The organism is Streptococcus sp. ZY19097 (genome assembly GCF_040731245.1).
GTDB classification, from domain to species: Bacteria; Bacillota; Bacilli; order Lactobacillales; family Streptococcaceae; genus Streptococcus; species Streptococcus orisratti.
The window spans coordinates 439,576-454,317 of record NZ_CP160400.1 but is presented as its reverse complement, the minus strand read 5'-3'; the positions used below and the strand labels follow the sequence as shown (position 1 = coordinate 454,317).

Sequence of the window (14,742 nt, the reverse complement as noted above, 5' to 3'; positions counted from 1 at the left end):
AAACTAACGATGAGTAGTTCAAAAACTAGCCTTAGATGGAAGTGTTGAACTGTGAATACAGTTTCTTAAATCGTCTTAATCTCAATGCGCCAGTTTGATCCAACACCGACATTGTAAGCCTTAGCAAATGACCCTTGATTGATGGCAAGACCAACACGGTAAAGCGAATTGATATAGATAATAGGCTGACCAATACGCACATCCGCAAAAGACTTGCCGTAGGTCACCTGATTTTGATACACCAGCATATCATTGTTGTAAATAGTCACCTCAAAACGGTCACCGTAGTCTGGATCTAGGCTATAAAATTCTTCACGTGTAATGGAGGTCCAGAGGGAACCAAAACGCACATCTAAGATATCAATTGCACCACAAACTGACTCATCTGTAAAGCTCGTCTCCACTACTGGAAGTTCCAAAATAGCATCGATCGGCAATTCTGGACCAACTTCCTCAAAACTAATATGCCCACTTGCTAATTTAGCACCCGTAAAGGCATAAACATCACGTCCATGAAAAGTATATGAATACTCCGTATTTTTGCGGCGGTTTTTTACCTCTGAAATCTCCCTAATAGCCTTAATCCCTACATGTTTCTTGATATAAGAAAGTGTCCCATTATCAGGCGTCACAATATATTGATCCAATTCTGTTAAAGCAACCACACTTTTACGCTTAGAGCCCACACCTGGATCCACGACAGAGACAAATGTAGTCCCCGCTGGCCAATATTCTACCGTCTGAAAGAGACGATATGAAGCCTCAAAAATGTTATAAGGAGTGATTTCATGTGTTAGATTATGTATTTTAAGCGTTGGATCTTCCTGCAAAGCCACACCAATCATGGCTGCAACTGCTCCATCAACCAAACCAAAATCTGACTGCAGCACTAATAATTTATTACTCATACTTATAGCTAACCTCCTTTTAACAATGTCTTATTTTATCATAAACAACACCGTTTTGGAAGATTCTTATTTCTTGAACCAACCATAGTTTTAAACTATTAGTATTATCTATTTTTTGCAAAAAAGGCTGCGCTACTGCCCAACCTCGCTTACTTATTAACGTTTTTTCTTACCCCAAACAGATTTCTCAGCTACCGCAGTAAAGAGAACATCCGTTGAAGAATTGAGAGCTGTTTCACAGGAATCTTGGATTACTCCAACAATAAAACCTACGCCCACTACCTGCATTGCAAGATCGTTAGAAATACCAAAGAGGCTACATGCCACAGGAATCAGCAAGAGAGAACCTCCTGCTACGCCAGATGCACCACAAGCGGACACTGCAGCTACAACACTCAGCAAAAGAGCTGTTAAAAAATCAATAGAAATCCCTAAAGTATTAACCGCAGCCAAAGTCAAAACATTGATAGTAATAGCTGCACCAGCCATATTGATAGTAGCTCCCAAAGGGATAGAAACTGAGTAAGTGTCCTTGTTAAGTCCTAAATCTTCACAAAGTTTCATATTCACAGGAATATTAGCTGCTGAACTTCGTGTAAAGAAAGCCGTAAGTCCAGACTCCCGCAGACAACGAAAAACAAGAGGGTAGGGATTTTCACGCATCATAATAAAGGCAATTAATGGATTAACCACAAGGGCAACCGTCAACATTGTCCCTACCAAAACAGCAATCAAAAGACCATAGTCCGCTAAAATTCCTACGCCATTTTCGGAAATAGTAGTAAAAACTAGCCCTAGTATCCCAATTGGCGCCAAATTGATAATCCACGTGACTACCTTTGACGTTACTTCAGAGAGTGTCTGTAACAATTCTTTGGTTGCTGGACTAACATTCCGCATAGCCAAACCAAAAACTACTGCCCAAGTCAAAACACCAATATAGTTGGCTGTTGCGATAGCATTGATAGGATTATCAACCAATTTCAATAATAAAGTCTGAAAAACTTCAGCAATGCCTTGCGGTGCAGCTAAATCCGTTTCAGCGGACTTGGTTAGAGTCAAGGTCAATGGAAAAATATAATTGACTAAAACTGCCACAAAAGCTGCTGAAAAGGTACCTACAAGATAAAGACCAATAACCGTTGACATATTCGATTTTTGTCCTTCTTCATGCTGAGATAATGCATTCGCAACTAAGACAAATACCAAAAGTGGTGCAATCGCTTTAAGACCGCCAACAAACATCTGGCCCAATAGACCAATAAGACTAAGCTTGGGTAGGAGCAACCCTAGAAATAATCCAATAACAACACCGATAGCAATCCGCTTAATCAATGGCGTCCGATTCCATATTTTAAAAAAACGTGTCATAATTTCCTCATCATTCATTTTGATACTCAATCATGATAATACAATTATGACTATCCGTCAAACTCATGTTTCATTATCTAAGGGTTATTTCGGGGACAGTCTAGCCGACTGCCTCAGATAGCTCTTTTTCTTTTGCCTCTTGTTCCGCCTGTTCACGCTCTTTTCTGCGCCTCCAATAGGTACGCCCCCAAGCACGTTTACGGCGTTTGCGTTCGTTCTCTTTCATCTGTTCGGGTGTAAGCTCCGGCATTGGGACATCCAGTTTACCCACATACTTGAGATAAATATCAATCTGCTGGATTCTGTCACCGGTAGATTTGTCCGCTTCGTGTACTACAATTTTATCAACAAATTCATTAATCATAGGAGTAGTAAGCTCTGTGAAATCTGTGTATCGGTGTACAGTTCAATAAACTTATCTACATTATCAGCATTCTCCTGATAGTCATTCAAAGCCTTTTCTAAAGCATCTACTGATAATTCCAATTCACTTTGTTCTGTTTCGTAGTCAGCCAAAAGCATTTCAAACCGCTTGTCACTTAGCTTCCCATTTACATTGTCCTCATAGATTTTTTTGATGAGGGTATTTAGTTCTTTGATACGTTTCTGCTCTCTGGAAAGACGTTTTTTCAGTGCTTTGGCTTCGCTTTCCTGTTGAAGCTCCGTAGCACTGCGAACCTTTTCGATAAACTCGGATTCATGCTCCATCACATAAGTGCTGGTAGCTTTGATGACTTCCAAAAGCAAATCCCTGATAACATCCGTACGGACATGATGCTGTGTGCATCTGTTTTCAAACTTGCTCTTTGCCTTACTGTAAGTGGAGCAGGTGTAATTGTCCTGTGCATTGGTGTACTTTCCGGTTGGATTACCATCCTTATCCTTCTTTTCATAACCGCCGGTGCGGTGGTTGAACATCTTAGCACCGCAGTCAGCACAGTATACCAGTCCGGTCAGAGGATTGATGTCCCCTTTCTTGGTGGGACGGTGCTTGGTTTCACGGATTTTCTGAACAATAAGCCATATTTCTTCGTCCACAATTGCTTCCTGCGTGTTTTCAAAAATAATCCAGTCCTCCGGTGAATTGTGCACAGAATTCTTATCCTTATAGGATAGTTTCTTGGTGCGGAAATTCACGGTATGCCCCATATATTCAGGTTTTCTTACAAGGTCTGAAATCGTAGTGGCAGTCCAAGTGTATGGTCTGTTCATGTCACAGCTTCCCCGACAGGTTCCAAGTCCCTGCTTTGCAAGATAATAGGAAGGTCTTTCAACCTTTTCATCCTTCAGTATCCTTGCTACCTGCATCGGTCCGTTTCCTTCTATGATAAGCTGATAAATTCGTCTTACAACAGCGGCAGCTTCTTCATCAATAATCCAACGATCTGGGTCATCAGGATCTTTCTTGTACCCGTAGATTGCATTACTTGTCAGATGCTTTCCGTCCATCCCCTTATTATGAAGTACGGATTTGATCTTCCGGCTGGTATCTCTTACATACCACTCGTTCATAATATTAAGGAATGGGGCAAATTCGTTACTGCCATCGTTCAGGGCACTGTCCACATCGTTGGAAATAGCGATAAATCGCACATTTTTCTTTCGAAACAGCACTTCCGTATAAAAGCCTACTTCAAGGTAATTACGCCCGATACGGCTCATATCCTTTACAATAACGCATCCTACAGTGCCATCTTCAATATCCGCAAGCATACGCTTCCAGTCCGGTCTGTCAAAATTGGTTCCCGACCAGCCATCATCTGTATAATGACGCAGATTGGTAAATCCCTGTTCAGTTGCATATTTCTCCAGCATTTTCTTCTGGTTTATGATACTGTTGCTGTCACCGCTTTGCTCATCATCACGGGATAATCTCTCGTAGAGTGCAGTGATTTTGCTTAGTTCCGGTTGTTTGGTTTTCATAAGATTCTCCTTTCAAAACAAACAACCAGCTTATCTGTGGTTTTATTCTACCACGAATAAGCTGGTTTGTGTAAAAATAATTATTGTCTCACTTATAGGAGAAATCCGAAAGGAAATCGGAACTATTTTTATAAATGTTATAAAATTTTAATTTTTCCCATAATTCGGGAGAATTAGAAAAAAGTTTGGTATTACAAATATGAACTACTCAAAAATTTCGAGTAGTTCATATTACTGGAATTTTCAATTTTATCACATCAATCACAAATGTGCTTTGCCCAGTCCACAATTGGTTCAATATATTTCTTGTCACTGATATCGTATGACTTAGAAATCATTTCTGCTTGAATCTTCTCTGCTTCAGTCTTATCTTTTTTTGCCTTTAATACACTTATAAACATTTTCATCATTAATTTAGAAGTACCCGACATTCTCTCATAATTAAATCCACCCGGACAATAAAATATCTTTACCTTTTGATGTTCTTCTTCAGTAAACCAATTCTTCATCGCCACTTCTATTTCAGGATTTTCTATAGGACTTCCGCCTACGCAGTATACTGCCAATTTTTTGTCGTTCCACTTTTTAAGATTGTTCTTGAACCACTTGATTTTACTAATTCCACCTGCACATGCCCAGCCGCCAAATATTATCGCATCATACTGCTCAAAGTTCAGTTTGTCAGCTTCATTAAGCTCAACACATTCACATTCTAGGGCTTCACTAATCCATTGTGCGTATTTCTTTGTAAATCCAGTCTGTGAATTATAAATTACAATAATGTCTTTTCTCATCTCAATATTCTCCATTTCTTTCATTTGTCTTAAATTAAGCTAAATCCTTCAAATTATCTTCAATTTGTATAATCGTCTGTATTGTTACTTGTAGCTGCTCCTCTGAAACACCTGCAAACATTTTTTTCAAAATACTCATAGTCATTTCATCGTTTTTTTCACAGAAATCTCTACAATAGTCAGTAAGTTCAATGCGCTGTTTTCGCTTGTCATTTTTATCTACGATAATAGTAACAAAACCTTTCTTTTCCAATTTTAATAAAATCTGTTTTACATTCTGATGTGAGCTACCCATAATCTCAGCAAGTTCTTTAACCGTTGGTTTTCCTTTACACAGATTAATACATATAATTGCAAAAAACTGTTTCCAACTTACTTCTTTCATCGTGCTATCTGCAACAGCCTGAAATCTGTTATCAAAAGCACTTAATAATCCCAGTAAAAAATAAGATGAATCAATCCCTGTAAAATCTACTTTGTCACTACGAATCACATCTTTAATATTCATATCATCCTCCAATAGGTAATATATTACTTTATATATGGTAATATATTACCTATTATCTGTCAATAGAAAAAGGCGGATATTGTTCCGTCTTTTTCACAATTGCTATTTCCTAAATTCGCTTTTTCTGTATTGCTGAATTTTGACAGTTTTATTTAACTTTGTTTATTTATCAGCTTTTTCCAATCCTTTTACTATCTTATCAAAATCAGATTCTATCGGCTGCGTCTTGTTAAAAATATCATATTTCTGATATGCTTTCTCTACTGCCTGCTTATGGGAAATATGTCCATTATCTTTCAATATATCATATCTGCGGAACGCAAGGAACTCGTTCACACTTTTTGAAAATTCCTCCATTGTAAAGACATTTTCACGTTCAATCAAATCCTCTATGTAATCAAAATATCCTGTAACAGCACGTTCCAGTTGGCGGATTTGCTTTTCATCCAATCTTGCATCTCACCCGTCAAAGCCAGCCTGGCATACTCCATAGGGTTGTCAATGGCAAGAGCATTTAATGCACACTGTGAATTAGGTGTGGTCTTCAATCCATCCTCTGCCTTATTGCAGTCGATTCGTAAAAGCATATTATCAAAAGTGGTTATATCAATGCTATTGCAGCGTTGGTTATATGTAGCATATATAAATTTCATAGCTTTTTTATCCTTTCCGTTTTATTACAGATAAGCTGGTTGTGTTGGTAAATTATTATGTGTCCTAGAATTATCCTTTAGAAAGGGAAACACAACTTAGCTTACTGTTTTTTTATGATTTATTTAATTGCTTAAATAGATTGAAGAAGAAAATATAAATAGTGAGCACTAGGAAGAGTTGCAACGAAAAGACACGTTGAACGCCTTGAGTTAAATCAGAGCTAGTATTAGCCAATACCGAAGCAATAGCAGTTCCAAGCGCACCTGCAAACTGTTGCATCATTTGAAAAATAGCAGTTGCGTCAGCCTTTTTATCTTGAGGCAGTTTAGAGACCGAAACAGCCAAAGTATTGTTAAAAGCCATGTTTCGTCCAAAGGTAAAAATGATATAACTGAGAGCTAAACTAAAAACTGTCAATGACTGTGTCAGACTAGCCATGATAGCTAAAGCCGAGGCAAAAAGGGTATTACCAATGTAAAGAGAAGGTTTAGGTCCCTTTAAATCATAAAATTTCCCAAAAAGGGGAGCAAGCAGAGCCCCTAATAGTGTCCCTGGCAAGAGTGCAAATCCCGCTAAAGTAGAACTTGCTCCCTTAGCTTCAATCAAAAAGTTTGGAATGATAAAATTAGAACCCAGATTTGAAAATTGATAGATGAAAAAGGGAATCAACCCCAACCAAACAGTTGGTACTTTTAAGATTCGAATATCTAGAAAAGGTGTTTTGGTTTTTAAACTACGAACAATAAAACCAAGCAAACTAACAATGAAAATGACCAGATATGGCCAATTAACCTTGCCATTTTCTAAGCTTGTAATGGCAAGAAGAGAGGTGGTCAGTGCAACTGCTAGAAAGCTAAAGGCAAAAATATCAAAGGGACGTTTCACTGTTTTTGGACTATTTTCCATATATCTCTGATTAAGTATAAAACAGATGACTGGAACAGGCAAAATGAAAATAAAAATCCATTGCCAAGGAAGATGAGCAATCATAAAACCTCCATAAGTAGGACCAAATGCAGGGGCTAAACTCATGATAAGACCCCCAATTCCCATGTAAGTCCCAATCTTACTTAGTGGAACACGCTCTAAGATTAGGTTGAACATCAACGTCATTCCAATCCCTGTCCCTAACCCCTGCAAGACACGCCCAGCAATCATAATAGGAAAGAGATTAGTGATAAAGGCTAGGATAGTACCTGTAGTAAAGAGAAATAGAGCGATATTTAAGATACTCTTTTCCTTAACATTTTGTTGTAACGTGGCACTAACGGTCATGGAAATGGCAACCGCTAAAAGATAAACAGTCGTAATCCACTGTAAACTAGATAAGGGAAGTCCAAAAACCTTCTGAAGAGTAGGAAAGGTTACATTCATACTAGTTTCAGATAAAATACCAGCGAAGCCTAATAGAGCAGTTGCGACAATGGATAAAGTTGTGTTCTTTGAAACAGTTTCTTTTGTTGACATTAAATCCTCCATAAAATGTAAAAAAGGTAGCTCGGAGTTGGCTACCACCTTCTAATTATAAACTATAACACTACTAGAATAACACGATTAGCAGGAAAGTTCAAGTTGAGTTCAAGCAAAAAACATGCTGTACACGTACAAGAAGAAGCCATTTTCAATTTCTCCAATCAGTAATTTGTTCATAAGCATCTTTTATTGACCTTTCTTTAGCCCTCAGTTATAATGTAATTGTCATACTATTGTATTCAATTATATTCAATATTATACAATTATCTCTCATCTCACCTAAGAAAGGATTATATTATGACACAAAAAAATGTTTATGTCATCATTGGTTTTATGCTCTTTGCGCTATTTTTTGGAGCGGGAAATCTCATCTATCCCGCATTTTTAGGTATTTACTCTGGAAGTCATCTCTTTTGGGCAATTCTTGGTTTTTGCTTAACTGGTGTCACACTTCCCTTATTAGGTGTAGTGGCTGTTGCCTATTCAGGAGCCACAGATGTTGAAATAGTTAATCGCCCCATCTCAAAGTGGTATGCACTGCTCTTTTCTGTCGCCCTCTACCTTTCTATCGGCCCATTCTTTGCCATTCCAAGAACAGGAGCCACTTCCTACTCCATCGGGACCGAACCAATATTTGGCAATAGTCCAGCTGTAAAAGTTATCTATGCCATCATTTTCTTTGGCCTGTCTTATCTACTTGCTATCAAGCCCAATAAAATCGCTGATGCCATCGGACGCTTCTTGACACCTGCTCTTCTTCTGGTGATTACCATTCTAGTGATAGCATCTTTTATCCATCCTGCTGGACATATTGGGCAGCCCCACAATGCCGCCTCTGATATTAGTAATGCTTTTAAAGATTATCCCTTTGTGGCAGGTCTCATTCAAGGCTATGGAACAATGGATGCCCTGGCATCGCTGGCTTTTGCTATTCTCGTTATCAATGCCGCCAAAGAATTTGGTGCCACTAGCAAAGCCCAAATTGCTACCATTACCCTAAAATCAGGACTCGTTGCCATCACCCTCCTAGCGCTAATCTATATTTTTGTAGGACGAATTGGTGCAACATCCCAGAGCTTATTTGACTTTTCAAAGGGTAACTTTACTTTCCAAAATTCCGCTATTGACGGTGGTCATGTACTAAGCCAAGCTGCCTTTTTCTATTTGGGAAATATCGGTCGTGCAGTACTAGCGTTAGCCATTTTTCTAGCCTGTCTGACAACAGCCACTGGCTTAATCACCGCCTGTGCAGAATATTTCCATAAATTGTTTCCAAGACTTTCTCACGTGACTTGGGCAGGAATCTTCACACTGATTGCCACGACTTTTTACTTTGGTGGTTTATCCGAATTAATCAAGTGGTCACTTCCCGTCCTCTACCTTCTTTACCCATTAACCGTTGTTATTATTGCTCTGGTACTTGGGCAAAAATATTTCAATGGAAATCCCAAAGTTTTCCAAATCACCATTGGTTTGACAGCTATTGCAGCATGCTATGATGCTCTATCTACGCTTTCTAAGATGACTGGTCTCTTTAGGTTACCAACTGCAGTTGTTTCCTTTTTTACCGAAATCGTACCTCTGGGACAATTTAACCTTGGATGGATTAGCTTCGCACTTCTAGGTTTTCTCTTGAGCTTTATCATTCATAAAGTTAAAAAAGGCTAGTTTCTGGCTAGCCTCAACCGATATTATACAAAATAGCGTTTGAAAAAATCTAATATTTCTAAATTACAGGCAGTTGCAATAGGATCTTTAACATTGTAATTAAAAATATGTCCTTTTGGATCTTCAGGTGTCCCAAAACTTCTAAATTCATGCTCAATGTGCTTAGCACGTAGGAAACCATCTAGTCGAACAGTGCAGTCACGGATAAAGTCTTGATTAGCAGTGGTAAGAAATAGCGGTGGCATAGCTGAAGTGATGTAATTTTCGGTCAGCAGCATATCTATTTTGTTTTCTAAAACAGCATCGGTAAAGTAAGCTTGTGGAGCCCCTTCTATCGTTCCAGGAATGTTGAGGAAAGAGGCGCCACAGTTGATAGCAGCTGCTCGGACTGAGAAGTTGGGGTTTTCATAGCCAAATTTTTGACGGAAGTCATCATTAGTTAAAATAGTCAAATATTGTACTGCCATCTGCCCACCAGCACTATCTCCAATGATGAAAACATTATTTAAGTCTAAATCATAGTCATCACTGTGCTTGCCTACCCAGTGCATGGCACGATTAACATCGTCTAGTTCACCAGGAAATTCAACCTCAGGAGCCAATTGATAGTTGAAATTGACAAATGCAAAGCCCTCTTTTGCTAAACTAAGCCCAAAAAACTGGTAAGTTTCTTTAGTCCCATAAACCCATCCACCACCATGTATATTGATAATAGTTGGGACCTTTCCTGTACGTTTTTTAGGTAGATAAATATCTAAGAGATTCCACTTTTCTTTAGAACTATAAGCAATATCATCAAATCGTTCTACTTCGGGAATATCATGCGGTAGTCCTGCATCACGTTTATCATCCCCTTCTTTAAAAAGGGCATTCAGTGTTTTAGCCGCCTCTAAAATATCTTTCTTAATTACCATTTTGTGAGACCTCATTTCTAAATATATTTTGTAGATACTACGATTTTAGGTCAAAAGTAACTAAAAATCTAGTATCATCTTATCTAAAAAAGGGCGTCTAGTGACCTATTTATGAAATATAAAGAGGTCACTCAGCGCCTTTTTCTGGGAACTCCTGTTATTTTGTAAAATCTGTCAAGCCGTTATAATTAGAGCTAAGAAAAGATTGATAGCGGTTACTTTGCTGTCTATTAAGCTATTACATATACTCAGGAGGATTTCGTCATGAAACCAGTTAAAGATAAATTATCTTTCAAAATTTCTCTACTCTCTATCTCTCTCTTTTTGATGATTGCGCCACAAATTTCGGCTGCTCTCCCACTAATGTATCATGCCTTCCCTGGCGTAAGTCAAAGTGGCGTTGAAACCTTATCAACGATTCCCAATTTTGGAATTATGGTTGGCTTGTTTATTAGTCCATTTTTAATTCGTATTCTTGGACAAAAGTCAACTATTTTGACAGGTTTAGTCATTACCCTATTAGCAGGGACTTTCCCAATATATGCTACCAGTTTTACACCCATTCTAATATCACGTTTTCTACTAGGTGCTGGGATTGGACTTTTCAATTCGTTGGCGGTTAGCTTGATTCCTCATTTTTACATCGATAATGAAGAAGAACGTGCCTCCATGCTTGGTTTTCAAAATGTTATGAGTAGTATCGGTGCTGCAGTGTCTTCTTTTTTAGTAAGTTATTTGGTTACAATTAGCTGGCATGCTGCCTTTGCGATTTATTTTCTTGTTATCCCTGCTCTTATTCTATTTACTTTGTTTGTCCCACTAAAAAAAGAAACTACTCAGTCTGGTAGTCAAAATGGAGTTAAGCAAAAACAATCAATCAATGGCAAAGTCGTACTTATTGCTGTTTTGATGTTCTTTATTTTCATGCTATACTTACCAATGAGTTATAAGTTACCAACCATGATTGTGGAAAATAGCATTGGTACTACTTCGACGGCTGCTATGGTAGCAGGATTTTCAACATTAGTGGGTATCCCTATTGGAGCTAGCTTCGGTTTCTTCTTTAAGAAATTACATGATATGATTTTTCCACTTGGTTTTCTTTTAGTTACCTTAGGTTTCTTGTTAACGGCCTATTCACAAAATTTAGCCATCCTACTTTTATCCATGGTTATTACTGGCGTTGGCTTTGGATTTGCGGTACCATATATGTACAACTGGCTTGGATGGGTAGCACCACAAAACTCTGTTAATTTAGCAACAACAATCGTTCTTGTCATGGTAAATATTGGTTGCTTTATCTCTCCAACAGTCATGGGAAGCCTCTCAAGTTTCCTTGGTTCTGAGGCTAAAAATACCTTACTCGTTTCAGCTATTGGTTTTGCAATCATAACAGCATATGCAATCGTGCATTATATTAAAGTGCATAAACTTCATAAATAATCTTACATAAGACTCGTTAGAAAACGAATCTCTTTCCTAATAGGAGGTCTTTCTTGGAAGTATGTCAACATGAGGTGGTTAATCCTAATCAGGGTTTGCTATCCTTCTTGTACGTCCATAATGGGCAGGAAACAACTTACATTGAGCCACACTGGCATAGAGCAGTTGAGCTAAGTTATACATCTAGGGGATCAATTGACCATTTCTATATCGCTGGTGAAAATTTTCAAACAACCTCAGGTCAGATTTTAGTAGTCAATACACAGGATGTCCACAGTATTCGTGTTTTGAATTATAAAAAAGAACCTGAGTTAGCATTGACAATTATCTACCCCTATCCTTTTCTGGTTGGTCAATGCAATACTATTAACCATTGTCAATTTGACATCAATCATCCAGAAACTTTTTCAGAAGAACAAAAGCAGGCTTACAAACATCTCCAAGATATCTTAGAAGGTATTATTCTAGATTTTCAGACGGATAACCCACAGAAAAATCTGAAATTAAATTTAGGAATTCTACAAGTTTTAGACATTTTAGTCACTTCATTTTTAGTGGATAATAAGGATAACCTTCACAAAAATAATCGATTACAAATTGCTGAGCGTATTAAAGAGATAGATAACTTTTTACAACAAAACTATCAAGAAGATATAGGCCTTGAAGAATTGGCAGATTACTGTCACCTATCGCGCTCCTATATGGCACGATTCTTTAAATCACATCTAGGAGTGACCTTGGGACAATATCTGGGAACTATTCGGGCTCAAAAAGCACGTGATAGCTTGATTGAAACAAAAGACCGCTTTACGGATATTGCTTTGGAACATGGATTTAGTGGCCTACGTTCAATGAATCGTGCTTTGGAAACAAATTTTGGAAAGACTGCTCGCCAATTAAGAGAGGAGCAATGAGAAAATAAAATGGCAAATTATTTAAGTTTTGATATTGGTGGTACTCACATCAAGTATGCCTTGATGAGTGCTTCAGGAAAAATTTTGGAGAAAAATCATGTAATGTCCCCTTCTAACTTAGACGACTTTTGGTCATCCATTGATGAGATCATTTTGAATTATCGTAATCAGATCCAAGGAGTAGCTTTTAGCTCACCCGGTCGTGTAGATGTTGATAAAGGTATTATTTATTTGGGTGGCGCACTAACTTACTTAGATGATGTCCATGTTAAAGAACGCATTAAACAACGGTACAATCTGACCACCGCTGTAGTTAATGATGGTAAAGCAGCGGCCTTAGCCGAGGTATGGCAAGGAAGTCTAAAGGGGGTGTCAGACGGTGCTACGATTGTCTTGGGGACTGGTGTTGGTGGCGGTCTGATTTTAGATGGGAAATTGCGTAGCGGTCTGCATTTTCAAGCAGGAGAGCTGAGTTTTATGCTTTTAAACCCTACCAACCAAGGGTTTGATAAGATGAGTGGTTCTTTAGGATCAGCGGTGAATATGGTTAAAAAGATCAATCAAACACTTGGAAATTCAAATGATAAAGATGGTCTATCAGCTTTTAAAGCTATTCAAGATAAAGAGCCCGAAGCTCTGGCTATCTTTGAAAATTATTGCCAAACAATCGCGACCATTATTTTAAACCTACATGCAACTTTGGATTTGGAAATTTTTGCTATTGGTGGAGGAATTAGTGTTCAGCCTAGTTTAATAAGGGAAATTAATCGTCAATACGACCTTATTTTAGCAAAGGATCCTGTGACCAGTACTGTTTTAACACGTCCCAAAATTGTCAAAACCAGTTTTGGGAATGATGCAAACTTGCTTGGTGCCCTGTATCAACTATTGAACTAACAACATCGCAAAAGAAGCTGGGCAAAAACTAAAATTTTACCCTTTCGATTAAAATTTGGACAATCAAAAATAGCTTAGAGTCAACATTGCTGATGACGCAATTCTAAGCTATTTTCTTATTTTTAAGACTTTTATGCGAAAACTAAAAAGAATGCAAAAATTCCCTCCTTCTAAAAATTAGAGAGCTTATCTACCGAATTTTAGTCGTATTTTTATACTCATGCCTATCGCATATTTTGGAGTGCTCGTTAGTTGAGTGGATCAGTTTTTTCCTCGATGAATAACATCATTAACTCGTCAACCACAAACAAAGCCCTCACTAAGATTATACACCTAGTGAGAGCTTTGTTTCGTTTTCATTATTCTGTGGGTGAGGGCGAAGCCATCATGGATGTCTTGCCCAACCTCTTTTGAACGTTTTTTCAAAATACAGTTAGTATTCCCTTAAAAAACTACCTCTTATATAAAAGCACTTCACTTGTGAATACAAGTTCTTATACTCAATGAAGATCAAAAGTAGCCTAGGAAACGAAGCCGACGATAGAACTTGAGTTCATCAAGGCTCTTGACAACGGATAATTTTGATTTTCATTGAGTATTAGAAAAGCACATTTTCTCGGTCGTCGAAGTAATAGAAAACAAACCTAATACTATATTATTGACCGAGGAAGAATAATGCCCTATTCAACACGTTTAGCTACTTCTGTACACATTCTACTAGCCATTTATCATTTTGAAAATAAGGAAAAAGTAACTTCTACCTTTCTAGCTAATAGCATTCAAACAAATCCAGTCATAGTACGAAATTTACTAGGAAAATTACAAAGAGCAGGTCTTGTAAAAGTTGATGCTGGCATTGGTGGTGCTCATCTGCTGAAAGACCCAGAAAATTTGACTTTTTGGGATATTTTTCAAGCTGTCGAAGAATCATCAAAAATCATTTTCAAACCGCATGAGGATACCAATCCTGACTGTGAAGTCGGACGCGTCGTTCATTCCATTCTTGATCCTCAACTGGAATATATTCACAATCAGTTAGTGGAATCCTTAAAAACAGTTACTTTATCTTCTCTCATTAAGGATATGGAGGATAAAATAGCACAAGAAGCGGATGATTAGCCCTAAGAGAGTAAAGATACGTTCACAGTTGCTCACACCATAAACAAGTATGTGAAAAGACAAAAGCTTTAGAGTCAATTTTTATTCCTTTGTCGTCAAAATAAAGACTCATAGAAATGTTAAAATAATAACGTTTCTATGAGTCTTACAATCCCA

At 37.9% G+C, this 14,742-nt stretch carries 15 protein-coding genes; 5 read left to right on the top strand and 10 right to left on the bottom strand.

All coding sequences use genetic code 11. The annotated features are described in order from the left end of the window. Nucleotides 1–65 precede the first annotated feature (65 nt). From ABZ559_RS02280 to ABZ559_RS02240, 9 genes are all read right to left on the bottom strand, one after another. The gene (locus tag ABZ559_RS02280) at nucleotides 66–908 is read right to left on the bottom strand and encodes an S-adenosyl-l-methionine hydroxide adenosyltransferase family protein (protein WP_273404959.1); all 843 of its coding nucleotides are present in this window, start codon (nucleotides 906–908) and stop codon (nucleotides 66–68) included. A 156-nt stretch (nucleotides 909–1,064) separates the two neighbouring features. Next, nucleotides 1,065–2,279, bottom strand: a complete 1,215-nt coding sequence (gene sstT, locus ABZ559_RS02275; RefSeq protein WP_026217104.1) for a serine/threonine transporter SstT — start codon at nucleotides 2,277–2,279, stop codon at nucleotides 1,065–1,067. Nucleotides 2,280–2,379: 100 nt separating this feature from the next. Beyond that, nucleotides 2,380–2,643, bottom strand: a complete 264-nt coding sequence (locus ABZ559_RS02270) for a DUF4368 domain-containing protein (protein ID WP_367007150.1) — start codon at nucleotides 2,641–2,643, stop codon at nucleotides 2,380–2,382. Next, entirely contained in the window at nucleotides 2,640–4,202 is a 1,563-nt protein-coding gene (locus tag ABZ559_RS02265; RefSeq protein ID WP_245538833.1) for a recombinase family protein, read from the bottom strand. Before ABZ559_RS02265 ends, ABZ559_RS02270 begins: the two co-directional genes overlap by 4 nt. A 257-nt stretch (nucleotides 4,203–4,459) precedes the next feature. Further along, nucleotides 4,460–4,996 carry a flavodoxin domain-containing protein gene (locus tag ABZ559_RS02260; RefSeq protein WP_367007149.1) on the bottom strand — a complete coding sequence of 179 codons (537 nt, stop codon included), beginning with the start codon at nucleotides 4,994–4,996 and terminating at the stop codon, nucleotides 4,460–4,462. Between the two features lie 34 nt (nucleotides 4,997–5,030). After that, nucleotides 5,031–5,504: a MarR family transcriptional regulator gene (locus ABZ559_RS02255; protein ID WP_018375294.1), complete on the bottom strand. Its 474-nt coding sequence runs from the start codon at nucleotides 5,502–5,504 to the stop codon at nucleotides 5,031–5,033. 162 nt (nucleotides 5,505–5,666) lie between these two features. Beyond that, the gene (gene rhuM / locus ABZ559_RS02250) at nucleotides 5,667–5,954 is read right to left on the bottom strand and encodes a RhuM family protein (protein ID WP_367007148.1); all 288 of its coding nucleotides are present in this window, start codon (nucleotides 5,952–5,954) and stop codon (nucleotides 5,667–5,669) included. Next, nucleotides 5,894–6,157, bottom strand: a complete 264-nt coding sequence (locus ABZ559_RS02245; RefSeq protein ID WP_018375292.1) for a DUF6061 family protein — start codon at nucleotides 6,155–6,157, stop codon at nucleotides 5,894–5,896. The genes rhuM and ABZ559_RS02245 overlap by 61 nt, the downstream gene beginning before the upstream one ends. A 112-nt stretch (nucleotides 6,158–6,269) precedes the next feature. Beyond that, the gene (locus tag ABZ559_RS02240; RefSeq protein ID WP_317334278.1) at nucleotides 6,270–7,637 is read right to left on the bottom strand and encodes an MFS transporter; all 1,368 of its coding nucleotides are present in this window, start codon (nucleotides 7,635–7,637) and stop codon (nucleotides 6,270–6,272) included. A 291-nt stretch (nucleotides 7,638–7,928) separates the two neighbouring features. Between ABZ559_RS02240 and brnQ the strand changes: the two genes are divergently transcribed. After that, entirely contained in the window at nucleotides 7,929–9,299 is a 1,371-nt protein-coding gene (gene brnQ, locus ABZ559_RS02235) for a branched-chain amino acid transport system II carrier protein (RefSeq protein ID WP_367007147.1), read from the top strand. A gap of 23 nt (nucleotides 9,300–9,322) precedes the next feature. Here the strand turns inward: brnQ and ABZ559_RS02230 are convergent, their stop codons facing one another. Continuing rightward, nucleotides 9,323–10,213, bottom strand: coding sequence for an alpha/beta hydrolase (locus ABZ559_RS02230; protein ID WP_367007146.1), 891 nt, complete (start codon nucleotides 10,211–10,213; stop codon nucleotides 9,323–9,325). Between the two features lie 264 nt (nucleotides 10,214–10,477). On the opposite strand from ABZ559_RS02230, the gene ABZ559_RS02225 reads away from it, so the two are divergent. The 4 genes from ABZ559_RS02225 (at nucleotide 10,478) to ABZ559_RS02210 (ending at nucleotide 14,586) form a co-directional block, all read left to right on the top strand. Continuing rightward, nucleotides 10,478–11,656 (top strand): MFS transporter, encoded by a 1,179-nt coding sequence (locus ABZ559_RS02225; protein WP_367007145.1) that lies wholly within the window; start codon nucleotides 10,478–10,480, stop codon nucleotides 11,654–11,656. A 53-nt stretch (nucleotides 11,657–11,709) separates the two neighbouring features. Next, complete coding sequence (locus ABZ559_RS02220) at nucleotides 11,710–12,570, top strand: AraC family transcriptional regulator (protein WP_367007144.1); 861 nt, start codon at nucleotides 11,710–11,712, stop codon at nucleotides 12,568–12,570. A gap of 9 nt (nucleotides 12,571–12,579) precedes the next feature. Further along, entirely contained in the window at nucleotides 12,580–13,467 is an 888-nt protein-coding gene (locus ABZ559_RS02215; RefSeq protein ID WP_367007143.1) for an ROK family protein, read from the top strand. A 675-nt stretch (nucleotides 13,468–14,142) separates the two neighbouring features. Further along, entirely contained in the window at nucleotides 14,143–14,586 is a 444-nt protein-coding gene (locus ABZ559_RS02210) for an Rrf2 family transcriptional regulator (RefSeq protein WP_018375284.1), read from the top strand. Nucleotides 14,587–14,742 lie beyond the last annotated feature (156 nt).